Source organism: Verrucomicrobiota bacterium, assembly GCA_038744685.1.
GTDB lineage: Bacteria > Verrucomicrobiota > Verrucomicrobiia > Opitutales > Puniceicoccaceae > Puniceicoccus.
On the sequence record JBCDMB010000003.1, the window covers coordinates 245,243 to 267,403 of the forward strand.

19 protein-coding genes are annotated in these 22,161 nt (G+C 53.9%); 7 read left to right on the plus strand and 12 right to left on the minus strand.

What is annotated here, in order from left to right; all coding sequences use genetic code 11:
* The first annotated feature begins 690 nt into the window (after positions 1 to 690).
* The gene (trpD, locus tag AAGJ81_03555) at positions 691 to 1,752 is read left to right on the plus strand and encodes an anthranilate phosphoribosyltransferase (GenBank protein ID MEM0965214.1); all 1,062 of its coding nucleotides are present in this window, start codon (positions 691 to 693) and stop codon (positions 1,750 to 1,752) included.
* On the plus strand, positions 1,749 to 3,098 hold the full coding sequence (locus AAGJ81_03560) for a phosphoglucosamine mutase (protein ID MEM0965215.1): 1,350 nt from the start codon (positions 1,749 to 1,751) through the stop codon (positions 3,096 to 3,098). Before trpD ends, AAGJ81_03560 begins: the two co-directional genes overlap by 4 nt.
* A gap of 152 nt (positions 3,099 to 3,250) precedes the next feature.
* Here the strand turns inward: AAGJ81_03560 and AAGJ81_03565 are convergent, their stop codons facing one another.
* Complete coding sequence (locus AAGJ81_03565; protein MEM0965216.1) at positions 3,251 to 4,234, minus strand: hypothetical protein; 984 nt, start codon at positions 4,232 to 4,234, stop codon at positions 3,251 to 3,253.
* Between the two features lie 82 nt (positions 4,235 to 4,316).
* On the opposite strand from AAGJ81_03565, the gene AAGJ81_03570 reads away from it, so the two are divergent.
* Positions 4,317 to 5,579, plus strand: coding sequence for a valine--pyruvate transaminase (locus tag AAGJ81_03570; GenBank protein MEM0965217.1), 1,263 nt, complete (start codon positions 4,317 to 4,319; stop codon positions 5,577 to 5,579).
* Here AAGJ81_03570 and AAGJ81_03575 read toward each other — a convergent pair.
* Entirely contained in the window at positions 5,566 to 5,769 is a 204-nt protein-coding gene (locus AAGJ81_03575; protein ID MEM0965218.1) for a dodecin, read from the minus strand. The two genes, AAGJ81_03570 and AAGJ81_03575, sit on opposite strands and share 14 nt — an antisense overlap.
* A gap of 93 nt (positions 5,770 to 5,862) precedes the next feature.
* On the opposite strand from AAGJ81_03575, the gene AAGJ81_03580 reads away from it, so the two are divergent.
* On the plus strand, positions 5,863 to 6,843 hold the full coding sequence (locus AAGJ81_03580) for an NAD(P)H-dependent oxidoreductase (GenBank protein ID MEM0965219.1): 981 nt from the start codon (positions 5,863 to 5,865) through the stop codon (positions 6,841 to 6,843).
* A gap of 189 nt (positions 6,844 to 7,032) precedes the next feature.
* Here the strand turns inward: AAGJ81_03580 and AAGJ81_03585 are convergent, their stop codons facing one another.
* The 8 genes from AAGJ81_03585 to AAGJ81_03620 form a co-directional block, all read right to left on the minus strand.
* Positions 7,033 to 7,818, minus strand: coding sequence for an SDR family oxidoreductase (locus AAGJ81_03585; GenBank protein ID MEM0965220.1), 786 nt, complete (start codon positions 7,816 to 7,818; stop codon positions 7,033 to 7,035).
* Between the two features lie 9 nt (positions 7,819 to 7,827).
* Positions 7,828 to 9,330: an NADP-dependent phosphogluconate dehydrogenase gene (gene gndA / locus AAGJ81_03590; protein ID MEM0965221.1), complete on the minus strand. Its 1,503-nt coding sequence runs from the start codon at positions 9,328 to 9,330 to the stop codon at positions 7,828 to 7,830.
* Between the two features lie 215 nt (positions 9,331 to 9,545).
* On the minus strand, positions 9,546 to 10,646 hold the full coding sequence (locus AAGJ81_03595) for a sugar kinase (GenBank protein MEM0965222.1): 1,101 nt from the start codon (positions 10,644 to 10,646) through the stop codon (positions 9,546 to 9,548).
* Positions 10,647 to 10,830: 184 nt separating this feature from the next.
* Positions 10,831 to 11,931 carry an Ldh family oxidoreductase gene (locus tag AAGJ81_03600; GenBank protein ID MEM0965223.1) on the minus strand — a complete coding sequence of 367 codons (1,101 nt, stop codon included), beginning with the start codon at positions 11,929 to 11,931 and terminating at the stop codon, positions 10,831 to 10,833.
* Positions 11,932 to 12,135: 204 nt separating this feature from the next.
* Positions 12,136 to 13,176: a phosphoglycerate dehydrogenase gene (locus AAGJ81_03605; protein MEM0965224.1), complete on the minus strand. Its 1,041-nt coding sequence runs from the start codon at positions 13,174 to 13,176 to the stop codon at positions 12,136 to 12,138.
* A gap of 192 nt (positions 13,177 to 13,368) precedes the next feature.
* Positions 13,369 to 14,418, minus strand: coding sequence for a PEP-CTERM sorting domain-containing protein (locus AAGJ81_03610; GenBank protein ID MEM0965225.1), 1,050 nt, complete (start codon positions 14,416 to 14,418; stop codon positions 13,369 to 13,371).
* Between the two features lie 232 nt (positions 14,419 to 14,650).
* Positions 14,651 to 15,232, minus strand: a complete 582-nt coding sequence (locus tag AAGJ81_03615) for a YdeI/OmpD-associated family protein (protein MEM0965226.1) — start codon at positions 15,230 to 15,232, stop codon at positions 14,651 to 14,653.
* 67 nt (positions 15,233 to 15,299) lie between these two features.
* Entirely contained in the window at positions 15,300 to 15,683 is a 384-nt protein-coding gene (locus AAGJ81_03620; protein ID MEM0965227.1) for a hypothetical protein, read from the minus strand.
* 200 nt (positions 15,684 to 15,883) lie between these two features.
* Here AAGJ81_03620 and AAGJ81_03625 point away from each other — a divergent pair, with 200 nt between their 5' ends.
* Positions 15,884 to 17,077, plus strand: coding sequence for a hypothetical protein (locus AAGJ81_03625; GenBank protein MEM0965228.1), 1,194 nt, complete (start codon positions 15,884 to 15,886; stop codon positions 17,075 to 17,077).
* 335 nt (positions 17,078 to 17,412) lie between these two features.
* Here the strand turns inward: AAGJ81_03625 and AAGJ81_03630 are convergent, their stop codons facing one another.
* Together AAGJ81_03630 and AAGJ81_03635 are read right to left on the minus strand one after the other, a co-directional pair.
* A complete protein-coding gene (locus AAGJ81_03630; protein ID MEM0965229.1) occupies positions 17,413 to 17,973 on the minus strand; it encodes a DoxX family protein in 561 nt (186 codons plus the stop codon).
* 23 nt (positions 17,974 to 17,996) lie between these two features.
* A complete protein-coding gene (locus AAGJ81_03635) occupies positions 17,997 to 18,653 on the minus strand; it encodes an arylesterase (GenBank protein MEM0965230.1) in 657 nt (218 codons plus the stop codon).
* Between the two features lie 32 nt (positions 18,654 to 18,685).
* Here AAGJ81_03635 and AAGJ81_03640 point away from each other — a divergent pair, with 32 nt between their 5' ends.
* Together AAGJ81_03640 and AAGJ81_03645 are read left to right on the plus strand one after the other, a co-directional pair.
* Positions 18,686 to 19,384: an ABC transporter ATP-binding protein gene (locus AAGJ81_03640; GenBank protein ID MEM0965231.1), complete on the plus strand. Its 699-nt coding sequence runs from the start codon at positions 18,686 to 18,688 to the stop codon at positions 19,382 to 19,384.
* A complete protein-coding gene (locus AAGJ81_03645) occupies positions 19,384 to 21,912 on the plus strand; it encodes an FtsX-like permease family protein (protein MEM0965232.1) in 2,529 nt (842 codons plus the stop codon). The genes AAGJ81_03640 and AAGJ81_03645 overlap by 1 nt, the downstream gene beginning before the upstream one ends.
* The last annotated feature ends 249 nt before the right edge of the window (positions 21,913 to 22,161 follow it).

Here is a 22,161-nt window from a genome sequence, read left to right on the forward strand (position 1 = left end):
CACTACCTTCAGACCACTCTTTTAGAGAATCTCTCCACCCTGGCGTCTCTCCACCGAACCCGGGGAAAGGGCAGACCTCCGCAAAAGAAACTCTTCCATTCGATTCCTCGCGCAGCAACCAACCAGTTCTCTCTGCAAAAGCTCCCGCACCAGTCTTCAAAGGTGACGCAAAAACCCTTCGGTACGGCCTTATTGAGCGAACTGGACTCATCAATTTATCAAAACGAACTTCGCGGTGATCTTAACTCAATCACACGGACAACTGATACCCTGCTTCGTCTTACAACCATCTCAAGTATTCACCACCCTTATCAAAAACGGTTGTGACTTGGAAGAACCACTCACACTGACCGCAGAAACTGAAAAGGCGAAGGTGGTTTCGCCGCCTACAAATGAAATCGCAGTCAAAAGCCAATTCTAAAGAACTCGAAGTACACTTAAGCTACATCACGAGGTTAGAGTAGAAGCATCCGCAGCAGAGGCGGATGATTTCGGTGTTATTCGTAACGGTCAGCCTTTGCGTGTCATCGGTCTTTGCGACCGATGCCATAAGGATTTACTTGTAGAGACTCTTAACCTTGTGACATTCAAGGGTAGACTGGATTCCTGGGCTTTCTCTTACTCCTGCCCTGTTTCCAACCGTCCTTTTGTTTTCGCCTAACCGAATTTTTCACGCTTTCCTTTTCAACGATGCCAAACCCATACGAGCTTCTCTCGCTTACCGAAATCCTCCGGGAGCGCACTGACCTTTCGAGGGAGGACTGTCACTCCGCTGCATCCCTCCTGACAGACCCTGCCCCCGGCCACGACGAGAAAGAGGACTTTCTACGAGCTTTAGCACAAAAGGGAGAAACCCCCGAAGAAGTAGCCGCGTTTGCTGACTTTTTTCGAGGCAAGGCCTTGGACCCCAACCTTGATGCCTATTCACGCGAGGCGATCGATATCGTCGGGACGGGTGGCGATAAGAGTGGGACATTCAATTTTTCAACTGCAACGGCTCTCCTGATTGCCTCCATGGGAATTCCGGTCATGAAGCATGGAAACCGCTCGATCACTTCAATGAGTGGAAGTGCGGATCTTCTCGCTGCTCTTGGAGTACCGATGGATGCAGATGAGTCATTCCTAGAAAAGAGTCTCGAAGAGAACTCCTTCTGCTTCTTCTTTGCTCCGTCCTTCCATCCAGCCTTCAAAGAAATCATGCCAGTCCGCAAGAAACTGGCCGAGACGGGCACGAAAACCATCTTCAATCTTCTCGGACCGCTCATCAATCCTGGTCGACCCACCTTCCAACTCATGGGTGTCTATTCAAGCGAATGGGTCGCTCCACTGGCATCGGCCCTTACCCGTCTGGGTCTAAAGTCCGCCCTCGTCGTCCACTCACAGCTCTCCGAATCCAAAGGCGTCGACGAGCTTACCGTATCGGGAAAGAATCAGATTGCAGGAGCCGGTGACTTGAGCGGAGAGACCTTCTCTGATTCCTTCACAGACTATGGCTTAGCGGAGGCTCCCCTAAGCGCACTCAAGGGTGGAGACGCGGATCAGAACTTGCAAATTCTCCATGACGTCGCTGAAGGAAAAGCAAGCGCAGCCGTTGAAGATACACTTTGTCTAAACGCAGGAGCATCACTCCTCGCCTGCCAAAGAGTGGCAGACCTTGGCTCCGGGATCGAAACGGCGAGAGAGAAGGTGCGCAGTGGTGAATGGGCGAATTGGCTGAATTCGTTCAAGGAGTTTCACTCGAAGCACGCATGAAAACCCGCTATTTCGGAACGGACGGCATCCGTGGTCCAGCCAACGGGCCCTACTTCACACCCGAATTTATTGGGCAGCTCACTGGAGGGATCGCACGTTTCCTTCGATCCTCCCGTGGAGCCGATTCACCCCGGATCGTAATCGGGAGAGATACCCGCGAAAGCGGTGCGAAGATTCTCGCCCATCTAATCGATGGCTTTGGGAAACATCGCGGCGAATGCATTGATCTCGGAATTGTTCCGACTCCAGCGGTCTCCTCGGTCGTACTCTCTTCCGAAGCCGACCTCGGTATTTCGATCACCGCCTCACACAATCCAGCCGAAGACAACGGCATCAAACTGTTCTCAGCTGAAGGCACGAAACTCTCCGATGCCGAGGAAGAGACAATCGAGGCCCTAATGCTCGCACCTCCTCCGCAGGAAATCGAGAAAAACCCGGAGCACAGCGTTACCAAAAGGAATGGGATGCAGACCTACCTTCAGGGTGCCGAAATTCTCTCGACCCATCTCGACCTCGAAGGACTCACGATCGTCTGCGACACGGCAAATGGAGCAACTGTTCACTCGACGCCTGTCGTTCTTTCTCAGAGAGGTGCCCAGCTGGTCTGCATTGGTGATTCACCGGACGGCAAAAACATCAACGCAGGCTGCGGAAGCGAACATGCAGAATCCATGGCCGAAATGGTTGTCAAACACAACGCTGCGCTCGGGATCGCTCATGACGGAGATGGGGATCGGGTGATCTTCTCAGACGAAAAAGGTGCCATCGTTCCCGGGGATCAGGTTTTAGGTATTTTCGCACTGAATGGCATGCGCAAACAGTCGCTCTCCGAGAGTCTTCTCGTGACCACAATTCAAAGTAACCGCGGGCTGGACCTGGCCATTGAGAAATCAGGAGGCAAAGTGGAGCGGACTGATGTAGGAGATCGCAACGTCGCCGAGCGAATGAGAAAGCTTGGTGCATCGCTCGGTGGTGAATCATCAGGCCACATCATCCTCCACAACTACTCGCCCACGGGCGATGGACTTCTAGCCGCACTCTACATGCTCCGCATTCTTCAGGAAACAGGACAAACGCTTTCAGAACTCCGCCAAGCCATTCCATTGCTTCCTCAGGTCACCAGCGCCCTCACCGTTCCAGAGAAAATCCCTCTTGAAGAGTGTAGTAATCTTCAAACTGAGCGGTCCTTGGTGGAATCAGAAATAGGAAACACCGGACGGGTCCTCCTTCGCTATTCTGGGACAGAGCCCAAGCTCCGGTTTTTGGTGGAAGCCACCACCGTGGAACGATGCAACGAGTTCATGGCGCAATTACTCGAAGCTGCGAAGATAGATTTGGTCCCCTAACCCGCCTAAGTTTTGGTTTTCGTTGGAAGAGGATCGAGGCATAAAGCCTCATCCTACAAAAATGCGTTTGTTGGAGAGGGTTTATCCCTCGATAGTGAGACACTAGTAGGAGAATACTGACCGGTGCGTAACGTATTCCCCAGTGATCTTTTCTAGAACCGGTAGGTTCCCTCGATACTAAAACCGAGTGAGTTATCGATTCGGAAACGGTCAAATTCCCGGTCGTTGTCATAGAAGTCGAACTTCCGCTCAAATCGTCCTTCCAAAAAAGCACCGATCTGGAACTGACGGCCGAATCTGCGAATCAAGCCTGTCCTCGCCTGCCAATATTCCTGCGAGACAACTGCCTGATCTTTCGCCAAACCGTCAAAGTCATCGACCGCAAAAACAAACGTCTCATAAAGAATGGACCCAAGTACCTCCCATTCCTTTTGCTGCCCCAACTTATAGGTCACTCTCACCCCGTTGAGCGTCATCAGGGTAAAGCGGTCGTTCGGCGTCCACCGGATTGTAACGATGGGAATTACAGTGGTTCCGACATTTGACTCAAAAACACCGAGAACACCCGCTCCGACAATCAAATGAGGACCGAAAAGATAGCTCACCCCACCTGCAAAAGGAACGGTCGTTCCGGAAAATATATTGGCGCCTTCTGCACCCTGAAACCCAATGGCTCCCGTCCCAAACAAGCTCCAATTCCCACTAACAGGACGCTCAAGCGTCCCACCAACCCTAAACCCGTTTACTTCGTTAAAAGCACCTGCGAAAGGGTTATCGCCAGTGAGGTCGTAATTCCGGTAGACATACCGGAGCGAGGTGCGGGTAATGTTGTTCGGGGCGGCAAATCGGTTCCACGAAAGGTCCGCTGTGATACGGTTCTCTCCCAATTCCCCTTCATCTCCGTCCAAATCGGCATCGGCAAAAGAAGTTACCCTCAAATCTACGGCAAAGAAGGGAGGCGGCGGTCCCTGAGGACGGCCCTGCCCGCTCTCGGAGGGTGCGGCCTCATCCGCGATCAAAGGCTTCTCCTCTCCCGGAAGCTCGTTTTGCGCATAAAGACCGCTGGCAAGCCAACAGGTCAGCAATGAGAAAACGGGAAGATGCCAGTTTCGCATACCCAAGGAGAGTGAGCGCACCCGCCGAGCCGTCAATCCCGGATTCAATTCCGTTGCTAGCAAACGTTCCCTAAGTAAGTTTCTCTCCGTGACTCATCCACCAATGAACTCTGAGACTGAAATCTCTTTTTCGGCCCTTGGCCGAAGAATTGCCCAAGGAAGCGGCATTGAGGATTTGATGGAAGACCTGGGAGTCGCCCTTGCTCGCCAAGACACGGAGATGGCCATGCTTGGAGGAGGGAACCCCGCGCCAATACCGGAAGGGATCCGGCTTTGGCGGGAGCAGATGAAAGAGCTTCTCGAAAGTGACGATGGGGCTTTCGACCGAATGCTAGGGTTCTACGATCCCCACCAGGGAAACCGGAAGTTCATCCAAACCATCGTTGACCTCTTCAATCGCGAGTACGGATGGAACCTTACTCCCGAGAATGTCTCTGTCACGAATGGTGGACAGACAGCCTTCTTCTTTCTCTTTACCCTCCTCGGAGATTCCGAAGGAAAAATACTCTTTCCGGTGTCTCCCGAGTACATTGGCTACTCCTCGCTCGGCTTAGACCGAAAGAGTCTTCTCTCAATTCCCGGAAAGATCGAAATCCTGGAAGAACCCTTTTTCCGCTACCGGATCGATTTCAGCAAGCTTCCCAACCCTGGATCAATCCGCGCTGCCTGTGTCTCCAGACCCACCAACCCAACCGGAAACGTTTTGAGCCTTCAAGAGTTGGAAGAGCTCTACCGATACTGCCGAGAATCAAATGCCCTTCTGATTGTGGATAACGCTTATGGCACGCCGTTTCCGAATATGATCTTCCGCGACGAACAACCTTTCTGGAAAGAAGGCGTTGTTCTCACCTACAGTCTTTCCAAGCTTGGCCTTCCGGGGACCCGGACCGGAATTGTGATCGGCCCACCAGCGATCTGCAAAGCGGTTTCTTCGATGACCGCGTTGGTGGGACTGGCCAACGGTTCGATCGGCCAGGCGATGACGCGGCCCCTTTTCGCAGATGGGAGACTTCTTGATTTCTGCCGTAACATTGTCCGTCCCTACTACGAGGAGAGGGCAGAGAAAGCCGTCGGTGCGATTCAAACGGAGCTGAAAGGAATCCGCTACCTGATTCACAAGCCGGACGGAGCCCTCTTTCTTTGGCTATGGTTTCCCGATCTTGGTATTGCCAGCGATGAGCTCTACGAACGCTTGAAAACAGCAGGGGTATTGGTCGTGCCCGGGCAGTTCTTCTTTCATAACCTCGCTGAGGATTGGGACCACTCGCAAGAGTGCATTCGCGTCAATTACGCCATGGATATCGACAGCTTTCCCGAGGCTGTCCGCCGGATGGCAGGGGTTCTCAGAGAGATCAATCCAGAGTAAATCCGATTTTAATCGTCACCTGCCAGTGCGCGATCTTCTGATCGTCAATATGACCTCTAGTCTCAACGACTTCAAACCACCGCATGTTGCGAACACTTTGCGCGGCTTTCGCCACCGCATTTTCGATCGCTTCCTGAGGGGAATTAGGGGATGAGCCGGTGATTTCGATTTTTTTGTAGATATGGTCCATGGAGAACGAGTCTAAAGACCGACTGGCTGTAAATGCAAGGGAACCTGAACAGTCATCTCGCCATGATCCCGGACTACTGTTACCACCGTCTTTATGAAAATCCTTATCGTCCATGCTCACCCCGAAGCCAAGAGCTTTAGCTCAGCCCTTGCCAAAACAGCAGCCGAGAAGCTGACCTCCGCTGGTCACTCGGTCGATCTACTCGACCTCTATCGGGCTGGATTCGATCCGGTCTCCGATCGGCGTAATTTTACCACTCAGAAGGATCCCGACTACTACAAACAACAGGTCGAAGAGTCCTATGCCGCGGAGAAAGATGGGTTCGAACCAAATCTCGATCGAGAAATTGCCCGGCTGGAAGGAGCGGACGCACTCATTTTTAGTTTCCCTCTGTGGTGGTTCGGCATGCCGGCCATACTCAAAGGTTGGTGCGATCGGGTCCTCGTCTACAAGCGAATTTACGGAGGAGACCAGTTTTACGATAGCGGAATAGGTAAAAACAAAAAACCAGGCCTCATTCTAATGACGACCGGAGGCGGGCAGGATATGTATGACGGTTACGGAATTAATCCTTCGATGGAGACTATTCTCACTCCTATCAACCATGGGGTGTTCTGGTTCAACGGCTTCACTCCGCTTGATCCATTCATCGCATGGTCTCCCGCACACGTTGAAGACGAAGGACGTTCCGCAATCCTCAAAAATCTCGAAGAGAGAATCGTCGGTATCTTTGAGGAGTCTCCCCAGATACTGCCAAAGATCGCTGATTTTGACGGCATGGTCGGCACGGATAATCTGAAACGGTATTTGGTTGAAGTAAGACTGAAGGATTCGCCAGACGAGAGTTTCGAGGCTTTGGTTCCAGCGGAAATAGAAGCGCTCTCGCAACAAAAGAAGCAAGGGAGGCTTCTCGATTTTCAGAGAGCCTCTCACGAGGACTGGAAGAAGGTCCGGGTCTACCTAAAATACCGGGCTCGTTCCGAGAAGGAAACGTTGGACTACCTTAAGGAACTCCCACTCTACGATCGCCTGGACTGCACGGTTCTCGAACTCGACCGAATCCATCTGGACTGATCCAGAAGCTGGCTCTTTTCTTTCTGGAGGGACGCCTGCGTCGGCGTCCATGAGAGAGTCACATGATTCGTAGGAGAGGGTTTATCCCTCAAAGGGCCAGCCTGAAATCCGATCCTAATCGTCGAGGCGTAACGGTCCTTCGCCTTGCTGGCTACGGAGGTCAAGAGGCCTCCTCCTACGGAAGTTGCTCTAGATCGTCATAGCCGCGTAACCACCATCGACTATGGTCTCAGTTCCGGTCATGAAGGATCCCGCCTCAGACGCTAACAAAAGAGTCGCTCCGATCAGCTCATCGGCATTCCCAAATCGCTTCATCGGCGTATGGCCCATAATCTGAGCTACCCGCTCATCGGACAGAATTTTCCGATTTTGCTCTGCCGGGAAAAATCCTGGAACCAAGGTGTTTACCCGAATACCCGCCGGAGCCCACTCTCTCGCCAGATTTTTCGATAAGTTGTGAACGGCTGCCTTCGTCGCAGAATAGGTAAACACGCGTGACAACGGAATTACTCCAGACATCGATCCAACGTTGATAATCGACGCCGGCTTCCCGCGCTCAACCATCCGCAAACCAAAGATCTGGCAAGTGCGAAACACCGCCTTGAAGTTCACCGAGAGAATCCTCTCCAGCTCCTCGTCCTCGATCTCAAAGAAGGGAGTGGGTGAGTTTACGCCCGCTCCGTTTACTAGAATATCTGATCCACCCGCTTGCTTCTCTATGGCATCGGCAAGAGCACCGAGTGATTTCCGACTTCCGACGTCGCAAGAGTGGAAGGTCGCATGACCACCTGCCTTCCGAATCCGGTCGAGCCGGGCATTCGCTTTCTCTTCACTCCGACCGACGAGAACCACGTGTGCCCCGGCGGAAGCAATCCCTTCAGCCATTGCACCGCAGAGCTCGCCAGTGCCGCCGATCACGACAGCGACCTTCCCGCTTAGATCGAAAAGCGTTCCTGCGTAGGGGTTGTTGGACATGAAGAGAGCCTACACGTCCAACTGGGGTCGACCTTCTACCGGCCAATCCACGTGGAAGAACTTTCCCCGTGGCTGATCCACCCGCTCGTAAGTGTGAGCTCCGAAGAAGTCCCTTTGCGCCTGCAAGAGATTTTGCGGAAGACGCTCGGAACGGTAACCGTCGTAGTAGGAAAGAGCCGAACTAAAGGTCGGTGCCGAAACCCCTTCGGTCGCTGCAAGAGCAACGACTTTCCGCCAGCTCTTTTGCCCCTTGGCAATGGCCTCGCAAAAGTAGGGATCAAGCAATAAGTTCGCGAGAGCAGCATCGCGATCATAGGCTTCGGTAATCTTTTGGAGGAAGCGCGCCCGAATGATGCAACCACCTCTCCAAATCTGAGCGATCGTTCCAAAGTCGAGACTCCAGTCATATTCTTCCTGCGCGTGGCGCATCAATTGGAAGCCCTGAGCATAGGAACAGATTTTTGAGCAATAGAGGGCCTCACGGATCGCTTCGATCAACTCTGCACGATCCGGTGCAGGTGATTTTTCAGGCCCAGGAAGAATCTTGGAGGCAGCAACCCGCTCCTCTTTTACGGCACTCAAGCAACGAGCAAAAACCGCCTCCGCCACAGTCGGTGCGGGGGTTCCCATATCGAGAGCGTTGATACTGGTCCATTTGCCAGTGCCCTTTTGCCCTGCCGCATCGAGAACAACATCCACAAAATTCGCATCGCTTTCTGGATCTTTCTGCTGGAGCACGTCTGCCGTAATCTCGACCAAAAACGAATCGAGTTCACCCGTATTCCACTCTTCAAAGACCTTTCCAATCTCTGGAGCTTCCATCCCGAGAATGTTCTTCATGAGATCATAGGCTTCGCAGATCATTTGCATGTCGCCGTACTCAATCCCGTTGTGAACCATCTTCACGTAATGCCCCGCTCCGTTGGGTCCGATGTAAGCGGTACAGGGCACTCCACCCTCGACCGGCTTACCCGGTTCCGCTCCTTCAAGTGGCTTACCCGTTTCGTGATCCACCTTGGCGGCAACCGCTTCCCAGATCGGTTGCAATTCCTTGTAGGCGCTTTCCTTTCCACCCGGCATGAGCGACGGACCGAATCGGGCACCCTCTTCACCACCGGAAACCCCGCTCCCAATAAAGCGAAGTCCTTTCTCACCCAAATCCTTTTCGCGGCGGATCGTATCCGTCCACTTGGCGTTTCCACCATCGATAATGATGTCTTCCTCTTCGAGTAGAGGGATCAACTCGTCAATCACCGCATCCGTGGGTCCTCCCGCCTTCACGAGGATAACAATCTTCCGCGGCTTACGAAGCGAGTTCACAAAATCCTTCAAATCAGCCAGCCCCACCAAACCGCCCGGGGTATCCGGGTGTTTTGCAACGAACACCTCCATCTTGGACGTCGTGCGGTTGTAGACCGAAATACGGAAGCCGTGATCGGCAATGTTGAGGGCAAGATTCTGCCCCATGACAGCGAGGCCAATAAGGCCAATTTCAGAAAGTTCGTCGGACATGGTAAGTGTTGTTAGGGTGAGGCGGTGAGAGAGACAAGCCGTAACAGCGTTCTATTGGAGGGACATCGGCCTCGATGTCCGCAACGTCCTGAGAGCCAAAGTTGCGTTCCGTGAGATAGGCCCCCCAAGTATCCGCGGCGCTATCACGCCACCGCTACCACAAATCCACTGCTTGGACACCGGGGCCGGCGTCCCTCCATCGGAAAATAAAAATCTCACCGGACCACCCGAGCGCCGCCACCACCCATAATCTTTTCGACTTCTTTCACGGTGACCATCGTCGTGTCCCCTGGAGTCGTCATTGCCAGTGCTCCGTGGGCCGCCCCGTAGTTTACAGCGACTGCGGGTCCCTGTCCGGTCAGGAAACCATAGATCAGGCCGGAAGCGAAACTGTCCCCTCCTCCAACACGGTCCATAATCTCCAGCTCGGGATATTCCCTCGACCGGTAAAATGAGCCATCGGCCCAAACCATCGCACTCCAGTCGTTGACTGTCGCAGTCTTTACGCCCCTCAGGGTCGTCGCCGTTACTTTAAAATTGGGGAAGTCAGCAAGCGCTCTGGTGATCATCTTCTCAAACGCACCGACATCGATTTCGGAAATGTTCTCGTCGACCCCTTCCACTTCGAATCCTAGGCACGCGGTAAAATCCTCCTCGTTTCCGATCATGACATCGACGTATTTCGCAATCTCACGGTTCACTTCCTGCGCCTTGGCCAATCCTCCGATCGATTTCCAAAGGGACGGCCGATAATTCAGATCAAACGAGACGATCGTCCCGTACTTTTTGGCCGCCTTCACCGCTTCGATTACGACCTCGGCTGTCGAATCGGAAAGCGCAGCGTAGATCCCGCCGGTATGGAACCAACGCGCTCCCTCTTCACCAAAGAGACGATCCCAGTCGATATCTCCCGCTTTCATTTGCGAGCATGCAGTGTTCCCCCGATCTGGCACGCCAACCGCACCGCGAATTCCAAATCCACGCTCTGTGAAGTTCAATCCGTTCCGAACTGTCCTTCCAATCCCATCGTAGTCCTTCCACTGAATCCACTCGGTATCGACGCCTCCCTGAAAAACAAAATCCTCGATGAGCCGTCCCACTTCGTTGTCAGCAAAGGCAGTCACCACAACGGTCTTCAAACCAAAACAACGGCGCAGCCCACGCGCTACGTTGTACTCACCGCCCCCTTCCCAGGCCTGGAACCGACGGGCTGTGCGGACACGCCCTTCTCCCGGGTCGAGGCGTAGCATGATCTCCCCGAGAGACACGCAGTCATATTTACATTCAGATTCAGGTCGGAGTTCGATTGTACTCATAAAGTCAAAGGTGGTTCTGGTCTAAAGATTACTTCGCCAATTCGATTCCAAATCGAAATCGGTACCGCAATCGAAATCGGGTCTCGGGAACTCTCGATTGGGATTTCGACTTCGATTTCGATTTGGAGAGTAAACTCTATTCATTGAGTCACGCAGCAAAGGTTATTCGGTTTTGACTGGTCCGTCACGAGGCAGCCTGTCGGAAATCTGACGGACTCCAAGGTTTCACGCCACACTCGGCAGCGATTTCGCCAAAAGCATTCAATTCCGCCTCTGAGAAGAGAAGACCCCCTTCTTTCTCCGATCGCTGTGCGGCCTGCGCTTCGATTTGACCGGGTAGCAGGCACTTTTCGTTGCCGTGCCCAAGGATGTCGCCGATCACCTCCCTGACGTTGTCCGATTGCGACACGCCGCCCGCAAACAAACCCGACGATATCGCTTCGGGATGGATCACCTGAAAGAAAAAGTTCGGGCTATGCTTCTCACCCGGCTCCGACCAACGGGACCGAATCGTTGGTAAGGAACCACCGATAAACGCGCCAACAATCTCATTGATCAATGAAAGACCGTATCCCTTGTGGGCACCAAAGGGCAAAAGAGCCTTTGCTTTTTTCGGATCAGTGGTCGGGTTGCCGTTCTCGTCTACAGCGGCGTTCGGCGGAAGCGCCATTCCTTCTCTCGCAAACTGCTGAACACGCCCCATCGCAACTACGCTGGTCGCCCAATCAACGACCAAAGGAAAACCGATGGCTTTGGTCGTTGGAAAGCCCCAGCTGTGTGGATTGGTTCCGAGAGTCGGAGTCTTCCCCATGAAGGGAACGACCTCGGCCAACGCAGCCGTGCAATTCGTGTAAGCGATGTAGCCCCGCTGCGCGGCATCGATCATGTATCCTCCACCCCAAAGGTAGTGGAATGCCTGGTCTACCGAGATCACTCCCACTCCAAACCGGTCGGCCAATTCAATAGCCCGATCCATCGCATCAAACGCCACTGACTGACCGAGCTTGAAATTCGCATTCCACACCTCACAGGCCTCAAACTTCGAGGGAATCTTTTCCACCGTAGCATTCGGTTTGCAGCCACCGGCCCCACTACCGAAAAGATGGTCGAGGTGAAGGGCCTTGATTGCGTTGTGCGTCCGGATACCATGCTTCGAAGCCAACGCAGCGAAGCGCGCTCCCGCTTCCGCCTCTTCCGCACTGAACCCACGGTGCACATAGGCGGCGGAAACCAACGCATTGTGGACCGCCTCCGGGACAACAAAAAACACCTCTTCCTCACTCATGAAATCTATATCGTAATCGTAATCATACTCGTAATCCTAATCGCTCTCGATGTATCTAAAATCAGATTACGATTAAGATTAGGATTACGATTAGGAAGTTTCCGGCAGCTCCGCCGATCAATAGCCAAAAAACTTCTCTCTTCGTCCGCGAGTAGGGGGATCCCGCGAACGCGGGATGGGAAAGAGCCTCTGAGCGACATGATTCTAGCTCTTTCCAACAATCTCAGCCTCAGCCACCCAATCAAACGCTTCTGCCAAACGCTCTGCCTCGGCTGAGGCCTGAATTGGAGCCTTGTTGACCTGCGCCCGTGGTCGACGCCCCGCCAATGCCAAAATTAAATTTTCCACCGCTTTGGTTCCCTGCCGAACGACCGACTCATAAGTTCGTGAGCCCGTGTGAGGAGTGATCACGCAACGAGGAGCTTTCAATAGGATATGGTCCGGTGAGGGAGGTTCTTCATCCATCACATCCGTGCCATAACCTCCGAGCGACCCATTCGCCAAGGCTTCGGCAACGGCTGCAGTATCCACCAACTCTCCCCGCGCACAATTGATCAGGATCGCGTTCTTCCGCATCCGCTGGAGACGCTCCGCATTGATGAGATCACGCGTGTCGTCAGTGAGAAAAAGATGGAGAGAGACCACATCTGCCGCTTCCAAAACTTCCTCTGCGGAATTCATACGGGTCACCCCGTGCTCCTTGGCAAAGTCCTCATCCCAATAAGGATCAAAGGCAATCACGGGCATCCCGAAAGCCCGGGCCCGAATCGTCACCTCCTTGCCAATCCTGCCAAGACCCAAAATTCCCATGACCTTCCCCATCAGCTCATGGCCAGTCTTTCTCTTCCATTCCCCGTTACGAACTGCCGTGCAGGCGGTAGGAAGATCTTTCGCTAGACAGAGCATCAACCCGAAAGCGTGTTCGGCAACCGTAGTATGGTTCACGCCCGGCGTGAAGAGAACCGGGATCTGTTTCTCCGAAGCAAAATCAACGTCGATTTTGTCCACGCCAATCCCGTACTTCGCAATGACCTGAAGTCGGGGAAGCGACTTCTCGATCACCGCAGTGGTGATTGCATCATCGCCGCATAGGAAGGCATCAAAACCGCCAGCCAGCGCCAACATCTGCTCCTCACTCAAAGGCCCTCTCTCCCGATGAACCTCGAATCCAGCAGCCTCCAAAATTTCCCGGTGACCGCCCGGCGTGTCCTGAAATGAAGTGGTGGTGAGAAGCACTCGGAGCATCCCTCCACCAAAAACCCTACACGCGTTAGGTCAAGGGAAATTCTGATCGTAGCAAGATCTCAAGTCAGACAAAGCGAAGTGAGCAGCGGTTTGTCGAGGTGTTGGGTTTCGTCATCATGACGGCCGGAGGTCCTGCCAAAGGGGGAATGGCGAAGGATTCATTTCTGATTTACGATTCCTTTGAAAAAAACTTCACCTCCTCCGGCAAAGCGCGACCGCAGCGAAGACAAAGGTGAGGAGAGCAAGACTGGAGGGCTCGGGGATAACGGTGAAGCTGGTGGAGCTGCCGAACTCCGCCCCGATGTTCAGCACGGCATCGGTAATTACGCTCGAATCGGTTGGCAACAAGCCGAGGATCTCAGCACCGGCAAAACTGAAATCGTCGGGTACGACGAGCGAGTCGCCAGAAAACTGAAAGCTCAGCAATGACATGTTTGGCGTGGAGTCGTCGTTGAAAGAATTTACACTGCTGTTGGACAGAAAGACATCGTCAAAGCCGTCGGTGCCAATGAGTCGAAGGCTCAAGGCCTCGGCATCCACGGTAGCTTCGTAAAAGGGGTCGCCCCCATAGGTCAGACGGAGCCCGGCGACAAGGAACCCATCGTTGCTGAAGCGGAGGGCTTTGCCGTCGAAGTTGGCGTTGAGGACGAAACCGTCGCCGTCGAAGCCGCCACTGTTAAAAACATCGGTGCTTCCCGTGAAGACCTCGAAAGTCGAGCCGAGGGGTCCGGGGTCGATGCTGGCCTGCCGCGTCGGGCCGGCGGTGATGATGCCCATTTCCCAATCCGCAGAGGTACCGCTGCCCGTTACACCCACTAATCGCACGGCCCCGCCATACCCATTATCGGCAGGTTGTGGGAAGGGCGTTTGCGGGTCTTCGATGGACAACACGAATTTACCGTTCGTACCAATTCTCCCACTCGCGAGGACGGTATCATTATCCGTCGCCCCAAGTAACCCAATCACATCGGTAAGACCGGAAGGTGAAGTGAAATTACTGACTTCGAGAACAGCGCCAAGTAACTGTCGATCGGTCAGGACGTTGAACCTGAAGTTATCAGATCCCGTTGACGTGTTATCAGTGCTACCGCGGACGGTGTTGCGTCCCGGCCCGAGGTCGCCCAAATTTTCGCCCCCTAGGTCACCGCTGACAGCTTCGTCATAGTCTAGCGCCAGAGCCCCAGGGTTGGATATCCCGCCCCAGATCACGGCAATGAACACTATATGGAAAAAACGTTTCATGACTGATTCTCCCTAATTTAAAACTGCAAACGGCGGACTTATGACCGAAGATAGTAAGATATTTCGACGGGCTTGTCATTGGACTGGAGTCCCAAAATTCATTGGACTGGAGTGCCAAAAACACTGAATCCGTTTGGCCTCGGCTCTGTCCTGACGTGAGCTAGCCGAACGTGAACCGGGGAACAAGAGTGTTCCAAAGATCTAACCCAACACCTTCTCTATCTTATTTCTCTCACTTCACCCCGGTTCCGCTGGCCCGCTTGCCTTTCGCAGCCAATGAAACGGTTTCTCGGATCCGTTTGGTGCGGGTTTCACTGGTCCTCGCCAAGTGTATCCAACGAAGTATATCCCGTCGGGCAGAAGGCGGAAACGCCACGTAATTTGTTTGCGCGACCGGATTCGCCTCAAGAGCAAGCTGAAGATCAGGCGGCACTTCAAGAGCGTCAACCGCGTCCATCGTATGCCAGTGCCCTCCCTGAATCGCCTCTTCGATTTTGGCAAGACCTGCCGCGTGCATCCTTCCGAAAGCGATCGAGCGGGCTGCGCGCACTTTGTAGGATTGAGCCCAATGGGGAGCCCGACGCGGTGCGAGAAGCTGCATGGTCCTAAAATCGTCGAGCTTCTTGCGCCGACCATCGATCCAACCGTGGGCTACACAGGCATCCACTACCTCTCCATTGGCCACGTATTTTTCCGGAACAATCTTCTTAAAGGTGACTAACCAAATACTCTCGTTTCGACCATAGTTCTCAGAAAACCAATCCCAGAGTTCGGAAGTGGATTTTACTTCGACCTTTTCAAGGTCATCAATCACTGCCTGGAGTCTTTAAATCCGCGAGGCGAAAGTGCTGATTCGGACAATTGGTCAGCTCGCTTTCCTCTTAATTCAGCAGGAGCTTAAACTTGCGCCATTCGGCGATGAGGAGAAACAAGGAAAGCACGGTTATCAAGAGAACAGGCGGCTTCATCCATCCGCCCGGCTCGATCATTGTGTTATACAGCAGGATCACGATGACGATCGGTCCAAGAATCAAAAGGCCAAAATTCCGGGTCTTGGGAATCGCCACCAGAACTCCACCCGCAATCTGACATGACTTCACAACCGCCAAAACACCCGACGCAAATAAAGCACCTCCGAACTGCGCCCCCAGACTATCGGGCGGAGGAGGACCGCCCGTATCCATAAATCCGATAAAGAAATTCAGCCCGAATGTAACGAACGCCAATCCAAGAAGGATAGAGGCAATGAGTTTCGCAGTTTTCACAAGATCGAGACTGGAGAACCGTCGAACGAAAAGGAATCCTTTTGTCTCCAAACTCACCTGAGTTTTGTCGAAGGTGATTCGGCAGTAAATCTCCGGACGAATTGACTCATAAGTTTTGACACCGAGGGGCTGGGAAGTGTGTTCCGAAGAAGAAGTCGTTGCCTCATAAGTCGTGACACCGAGAACAGGAGTGCATGATTATGAGCGACAAAACGAGAAAAGAGCTACTTCCGCGGCTGCGGCAACGCTATGTTGGTCGGGGTCGCGAGGGCAAAACTCTGATGCTGGACGAGTTCTGCGAACAATGGCAGTGTGACCGCAAACACGCGATAAAACTACTAAACGGAACTGTTGGCTGGGGTGGTCAATTGGGAGTGAAGCGAGGGTCGCCACCGATTTACGGTCCCGAGGTCGTTGAGGTTCTCGAATCGATCTGGAGGGTGGCCGAGCAGCCCTGTGGTAAGAGGCTCAAGGAGCTTTTGCCACTTTGGCTACCCCACTACGAGGAAGGCCGCGGCAAACTTCCGAAAGCCCTGCGGAGAAAGGTTCTTCGAATCAGCGCTGCCCGGATCGACCGGGTTCTCTCACCGAAGAAGGCAGGCCCGCACGGTCTTTGCGGGACCAAACCCGGGAGTATACTGCGCTCCAATATCGCTGTGCGCACGGATAACTTCGATATAGACCGGCCCGGTTATCTGGAAGCCGACACGGTCGCCCATTGTGGGGGTTCCTTGTCCGGAGACTTTATCTGGAGCGTAACCTACACCGACATCCACTCGGGCTGGACCTGCAACCGGGCCGTCTGGAACAAGGGATACACTGGAGTGATGGAGGCTACCAAAGGGGTCGAAGAGAAACTACCGTTTCCTTTGCTGGGGTTCGACAGTGATAATGGCGGGGAGTTCCTGAACTGGCACCTGGTTCATTATCTTCAGGAAAGGGACCAGCCCGTCTCTTTCACGCGGAGTCGACCGTACAAGAAGAATGACAACGCTCATGTGGAGCAAAAGAACTGGAGCCACGTGCGCCAACTCCTGGGATATGATCGGCTGGACAATCCGCAGTTGTGCCCACTGATCAACTCTCTCTACCGGGATTATTGGGAACCTCTGAACAACTTTTTCATGCCCAGTTTCAAACTCGTCGAGAAGATCCGCCAGGGTTCCAAAATAAAGAAACGCCACGATAAACCTATGACGCCCTGCGATAGACTCTTACTCTCCGAACACATCGACGCCCGCACAAAGACCAAACTCCGTAAAACTCGAAAACAGCTCAATCCCTTCAAGCTTGCCGAGAAACTTGAAAACGCCCTCAATCCAATCCTCTCTCCAATGGCCGGTTCCGGTCAGCCTACGGCCTCCCTCCACCGGCCATTGGAAATCAAAAAATAAACAACAACCAAAGGGTCATCAATTCTGAGGCAACGAACTCAATAGACACCCCTCCCTTCGGTGTCATTTATTTATGAGGCAACGGGCGGATTGCCCTCCTGGAGGGACGCCGTCTCGGTGTCCACTGGGTCCGTGATACAGGGTGCTTCCCTATTCAACGACGCGGCCCACGAGACGTGGGCCCTCCAGTTTCTTAGAGATTACAGCGATCTGGGACTCCCTCCCGAGTTCACGTTCGACTAGCTCACGTCAGAACTGAGGCCACATCGATCATGGCCGCGTTTCTATGAAGCGAAACCCGCGGGCTCGCGACGGGATCCGGATTGAATCAAACCTCAACTATCAGCTTCTCTCCGGAAAAGTGTAATACGCGAAACGATCACCATCGCAAAGGGAAGGATAGCAATCAGATCTGTATCATTCGGATTAATCGGGTTGAAAACATGGGCGCCAATAGCAAACAGCAGATTGAAGAAGATGCCAGCGTAAGCCCACTCTCGCAGCCACTTCGGCACGATGGGAAGCCAAAGCGCAACTGCTCCTGAAAGCTTTAGGATCGCCATCGGAGTAATCAGCCAAGCCGGGAAACCAATCGCATTGTGCTCGTTTGTCATTTCGTTACTGAATGCGACCAGTATCCGCTCAGAGCCGGAAAGGTAGACCAGCCCACCAGACACCAGAAAGAAGGTTAGTATTCCTGTAGAGGTGAAATAGAGGATATTGTTTAGTTTCATTACTGCTTGGATAACTTGAGCGCCGTCTTCTTCAGTCAGAAAAGATAGGCGACAGTCGATTCCCTCGTCACTCCCAAAACCGCTTCCCGAGTAGAATCCAGAAGATTCCATCCCGAAACGAATGATCGCTCTCTTTCCTACCGGCGGATCGAACGATCTCACTCTGCATCTTCATTCAGGTTCTATTATTTGACCAACGGCTCCAGCACTTCCCATACATTATCCGCGAGAATCGCCTGCCCTTTTGCATTCGGATGAATACGATCAGGGAGGTTGAGCTCTACCACCCCGCCTACTCCTTCGAGTAGGAACGGAATCAGCGTGGCGTCATTTGCCTCAGCGAGCTTTGGATAAACGGCAGCAAACCGTTCGGTATAATCCCGTCCGAAACTCGGCGGCATTCGCATGCCTGCGATCACAATTTTTGCATCGGGATACTTCTCGACGACCCGATCGACAATCCCCTGAAGATTTTCCTCTGTTGCCTCTACATCAAAACCCCGCAGCCCGTCATTTCCTCCAAGGGCGAGAACAAAGATATCCACGGGCTGTCGAAGCATCCAATCAATCCGGCGCAATCCACCTGCCGAGGTGTCACCGCTCACCGCGCCAACAACCACTGTCCCATTCAAACTCGCAGCATCCATCTTTTCCTGAATGAGAGCCGGATAAGCTTGGGAGGGATCAAGACCATAGCCTGCAGTCAGACTATCGCCAAAGAACAGAATGCGGCGGGATTCGTTTGCAATGGCACTGTCCAAGAGCAGAGAGAGGCAGGCGAACACGAGGGCCACCCTCTTCCAAGAGAATCCTAAACCCTTCAGACGTCCGGTGTGATCCATGCTATTATAATATCCAACCAAATCCACTCTTGATGCAACCCACTACCGAAAAACCACCCGCCCTACAACTTGAGGCCATCTCCCGCACCTACCAATCCGGGCAGGTCGACCTCACCGTTCTCTCCGATGTTCAGCTCAATGTTCCTCAAGGCGAACGTCTTGCCATCGTTGGCCCATCCGGAAGCGGGAAGACGACCCTGCTCGGCCTCTGTGCCGGACTGGACCTGCCCACGACTGGAACGACCCGTTTGCTGGGAACCGACATTACCGGACTCAACGAGGACGAGCGGGCCACGTTTCGCGGGGAAAATATCGGGTTCGTTTTTCAAAACTTCCAACTCATTCCCAGCCTCACCGCTCTCGAGAACGTCATGGCGCCGCTCGAACTGCGCGGCCTCAAAGACGCCGATTCCAAAGCTCGAGAGCTCTTGGAGCAGGTTGGCCTCAATGAGCGACTGGACCACTATCCGATCCAGCTTTCCGGTGGAGAACAACAGCGCGTCGCGCTGGCCCGCGCCTTCATCAACGAGCCAAAAATTCTCTTCGCCGACGAGCCGACGGGCAACCTCGACGGCAAGAATGGCGAGCACATTGTCGATCTCCTTTTTGGTATGAACCGCGACCGCGGAACCACCCTCGTTCTCGTCACCCACGATCCTGATCTGGCGTCTCATTGTGATCGAACGGTCCGCATCCAGGACGGTCGCATCCAAAGCGACACCAACAACTGATGATGGGTGGCGAATGGAAATTTGCCGCCCGCACCGCTTGGCGGGAGTCGCGGCGTCAACGGTCGCGCCTGCTTCTCTGCGCCCTTTCCATTGTCTTCGGAGTCGCCGCACTTGTGGCCGTGGATTCGTTTTCCGAGAACATCGAAGCCGAACTCGATCAGGAGGCCAAAACACTCCTCGGGGCTGACCTTCAGATCACTTCGCGAACGGCTTTTACCGAGGAGACTGAAAAAATCCTCGCAGCGATCGGTGGGGATCAGTCCCGCGAAATCCGTTTTGCTTCAATGGCCTTTTTTCCAAAAACGGAACGAAGTCGCTTGATTCAGGTCCGCGCTCTAGGGGGAGGATTTCCCTACTACGGCGAGTTCGAGACAACCCCGGCTGGAGTGACAGTAGCCCAAAGCGAAGAACCGATCGTCGTTCTCGACCCCCTGATCATGGCCCAGCAAGGTCTCGAGGTCGGTGATACCGTTCGCCTGGGGGAAACCGAGTTTACCATCTCCGCGGAGCTTGTAGGCGTCCCCGGAGAAGCGGCTTTTGCCGGGATCTTCGCACCACGGGCTTACATTCCACTCTCACAGCTGGAATCCACCGGACTGATCCAAGTCGGCAGTCTTGCGTTCTATCGCGTCTACGCTGCGGGCTTCGACGAGGACCCTGTCCGGATTGTTGAAGAAAACCAGACAGCCATCGATGCATCCTACCTACGAGTCGAAACCATCGAAGACCGTAAGGAGGACATCGGTAGCGCCTTGGAGAACCTGAATAGTTTCCTTGGCCTAGTCGGCTTCGTGGCCCTGCTTCTCGGCGGGGTTGGCATCGCCGGGGCGGTGCAGGCCTACCTCATTCAGAAAAGGGATACCGTCGCGATCCTACGCTGTCTCGGAAGCTCGTCCCGTCAGGCGGCCGGCGTTTTCTGGTTTCAAATCGCTGCGATCGCTTTGGTGGGTGCCGTTGTCGGGGCAGGTGCCGGCGTTTTATGCCAAGCAGCACTTCCCCGACTCTTGGCACCGCTGCTCCCCTTTCAGCTGGAGTTCTTTGTCAGTTGGACCAGCATTTTCCAAGGAGTCCTTTACGGAGCCGCGACCGCATTTGTTGCAGGCCTTTTTCCGTTGCTGCCGCTTCGCAAAGTGAGTCCTTTGCGCGCCATCCGAGCCGACTTCACGGCGAATAAGAAACAAAAAGACGGCCTCACCCGACTCCTCGGGATCGTCGCCCTTTTCCTCATTTGCGTCTTGGCGAGCACACGAACCGCGATCTGGTGGCACGGTCTCATCTTCGTCGTCGGGCTCGCCGTTGCCCTGCTGATTTTCTGGCTAGTGGCCGCATTACTCAAGTGGGTTTTGAAAAAGGTGGTCAAACCGAGGTCCTTTATCCTTCGTCAGGCGGCCGCAAACTTACACCGCCCGCAGAACCGAACCGTTTATCTCACGGTCAGTCTCGGTATCGGCACATTCCTGATCTACACCCTCACACTCATTCAGACGGGTTTGCTTCAGCAGACTGACATCGCGGAAGAGAGCGATTCACCCAACCTGTTGCTCTTCGATATCCAGCCTGATCAGTTCGAAGAGGTTGAGTCTATCCTCCAGCAAAACGGTCTCGAATTCGCCGCCGCCTCACCCATCGTCACGATGCGGTTGAGTTCCGTCAAAGGGATCAGCGTTACCGCAATCAAGGACGATCCGGACAACGACATAGACGACTGGATCCTCAACCGCGAATGGCGCAGTAGTTATCGCGGCGCACCAGGGGCAGCAGAAGTGGTTTCGGAAGGGAACTATGTCAGCGACTGGACGGGGAAGTCGGAACCCATCCCGATTTCCCTTGAAGACGATATGGCCCGGGATCTCTCGGTCGAGATCGGTGATCGACTGACTTTCGACGTTCAGGGGATTCCCATCGAAGTGGAGATCTCCAGCCTGCGCACGGTCGACTGGACGCAGATGTGGCCCAACTTTTTCGCCACCTTTCCCCTCGGTGTTTTGGAGAACGCTCCCCAATGGTGGATCGCCGTTACTCGCTCCCCCGATCTGGAAACGACGGCAGCACTCCAGTCCGAAATCTTTAAGGGTCACCCAAACGTTTCGGTCGTCGACCTAAACGTTGTTATTGAATCCCTACAGACTATTCTTGGTCGGATCAACTTTGCCGTTCGGTTCATGGGGTTATTCACCATGGCTACCGGTATCATCATTCTGGCCAATGCGGTCGCCGCGAGCCGCCACCAGCGCGTCGCCGAAAGCGCTCTCCTTCGGACATTGGGTGCGGTTGGAAAACAGATCCGCACCGTTCTTGCACTCGAGTATGCGTTACTAGGTCTCGTTGCCGGAATCGTTGGCGTCGCCCTGGCACTAGTTGCGAGCTCCGCTCTCGGCATCTGGGTCTTTCAGGTCGATTTCAACCTCCCCTGGCTTCAAGTCGCGGGAGCCATCCTTTCGGTGGTCCTACTCTCGACCGCGACAGGCTTACTGTGCAGTCGCGGCGTGAGCACCGCTCCACCGCTCAAGGTGCTGCGGGGGAATTAGGACGGCGACAACCCCGGTTCTGAGAACCGAGGCTACTGTGGCCTCGATTCTGTGAATCGGGGAGAGTTCGAATATCGCATCAAAGAGAATTATCATCATCAACCCGTGCCGGTAGATGACATGGGGGTTTATCAGGAGCGTGGGAGCGCTAGACTGATAAACCTATGCAAAGACCCACATCATCTACATTAGACAATAAGAACGCACTGCCCTCAGTGATCAAGCTCGCTATCGACGTGCATGCGTCGA

Coding starts and splice junctions, on each gene's coding strand:
- trpD (MEM0965214.1), top strand. CDS start 691: ATGCCAAACCCATACGAGCTTCTCTCGCTTACCGAAATCCTCCGGGAG.
- AAGJ81_03560 (MEM0965215.1), top strand. CDS start 1,749: ATGAAAACCCGCTATTTCGGAACGGACGGCATCCGTGGTCCAGCCAAC.
- AAGJ81_03570 (MEM0965217.1), top strand. CDS start 4,317: ATGAACTCTGAGACTGAAATCTCTTTTTCGGCCCTTGGCCGAAGAATT.
- AAGJ81_03575 (MEM0965218.1), bottom strand. CDS start 5,769: ATGGACCATATCTACAAAAAAATCGAAATCACCGGCTCATCCCCTAAT.
- AAGJ81_03580 (MEM0965219.1), top strand. CDS start 5,863: ATGAAAATCCTTATCGTCCATGCTCACCCCGAAGCCAAGAGCTTTAGC.
- AAGJ81_03585 (MEM0965220.1), bottom strand. CDS start 7,818: ATGTCCAACAACCCCTACGCAGGAACGCTTTTCGATCTAAGCGGGAAG.
- gndA (MEM0965221.1), bottom strand. CDS start 9,330: ATGTCCGACGAACTTTCTGAAATTGGCCTTATTGGCCTCGCTGTCATG.
- AAGJ81_03595 (MEM0965222.1), bottom strand. CDS start 10,646: ATGAGTACAATCGAACTCCGACCTGAATCTGAATGTAAATATGACTGC.
- AAGJ81_03600 (MEM0965223.1), bottom strand. CDS start 11,931: ATGAGTGAGGAAGAGGTGTTTTTTGTTGTCCCGGAGGCGGTCCACAAT.
- AAGJ81_03605 (MEM0965224.1), bottom strand. CDS start 13,176: ATGCTCCGAGTGCTTCTCACCACCACTTCATTTCAGGACACGCCGGGC.
- AAGJ81_03610 (MEM0965225.1), bottom strand. CDS start 14,418: ATGAAACGTTTTTTCCATATAGTGTTCATTGCCGTGATCTGGGGCGGG.
- AAGJ81_03625 (MEM0965228.1), top strand. CDS start 15,884: ATGAGCGACAAAACGAGAAAAGAGCTACTTCCGCGGCTGCGGCAACGC.
- AAGJ81_03635 (MEM0965230.1), bottom strand. CDS start 18,653: ATGGATCACACCGGACGTCTGAAGGGTTTAGGATTCTCTTGGAAGAGG.
- AAGJ81_03640 (MEM0965231.1), top strand. CDS start 18,686: ATGCAACCCACTACCGAAAAACCACCCGCCCTACAACTTGAGGCCATC.
- AAGJ81_03645 (MEM0965232.1), top strand. CDS start 19,384: ATGATGGGTGGCGAATGGAAATTTGCCGCCCGCACCGCTTGGCGGGAG.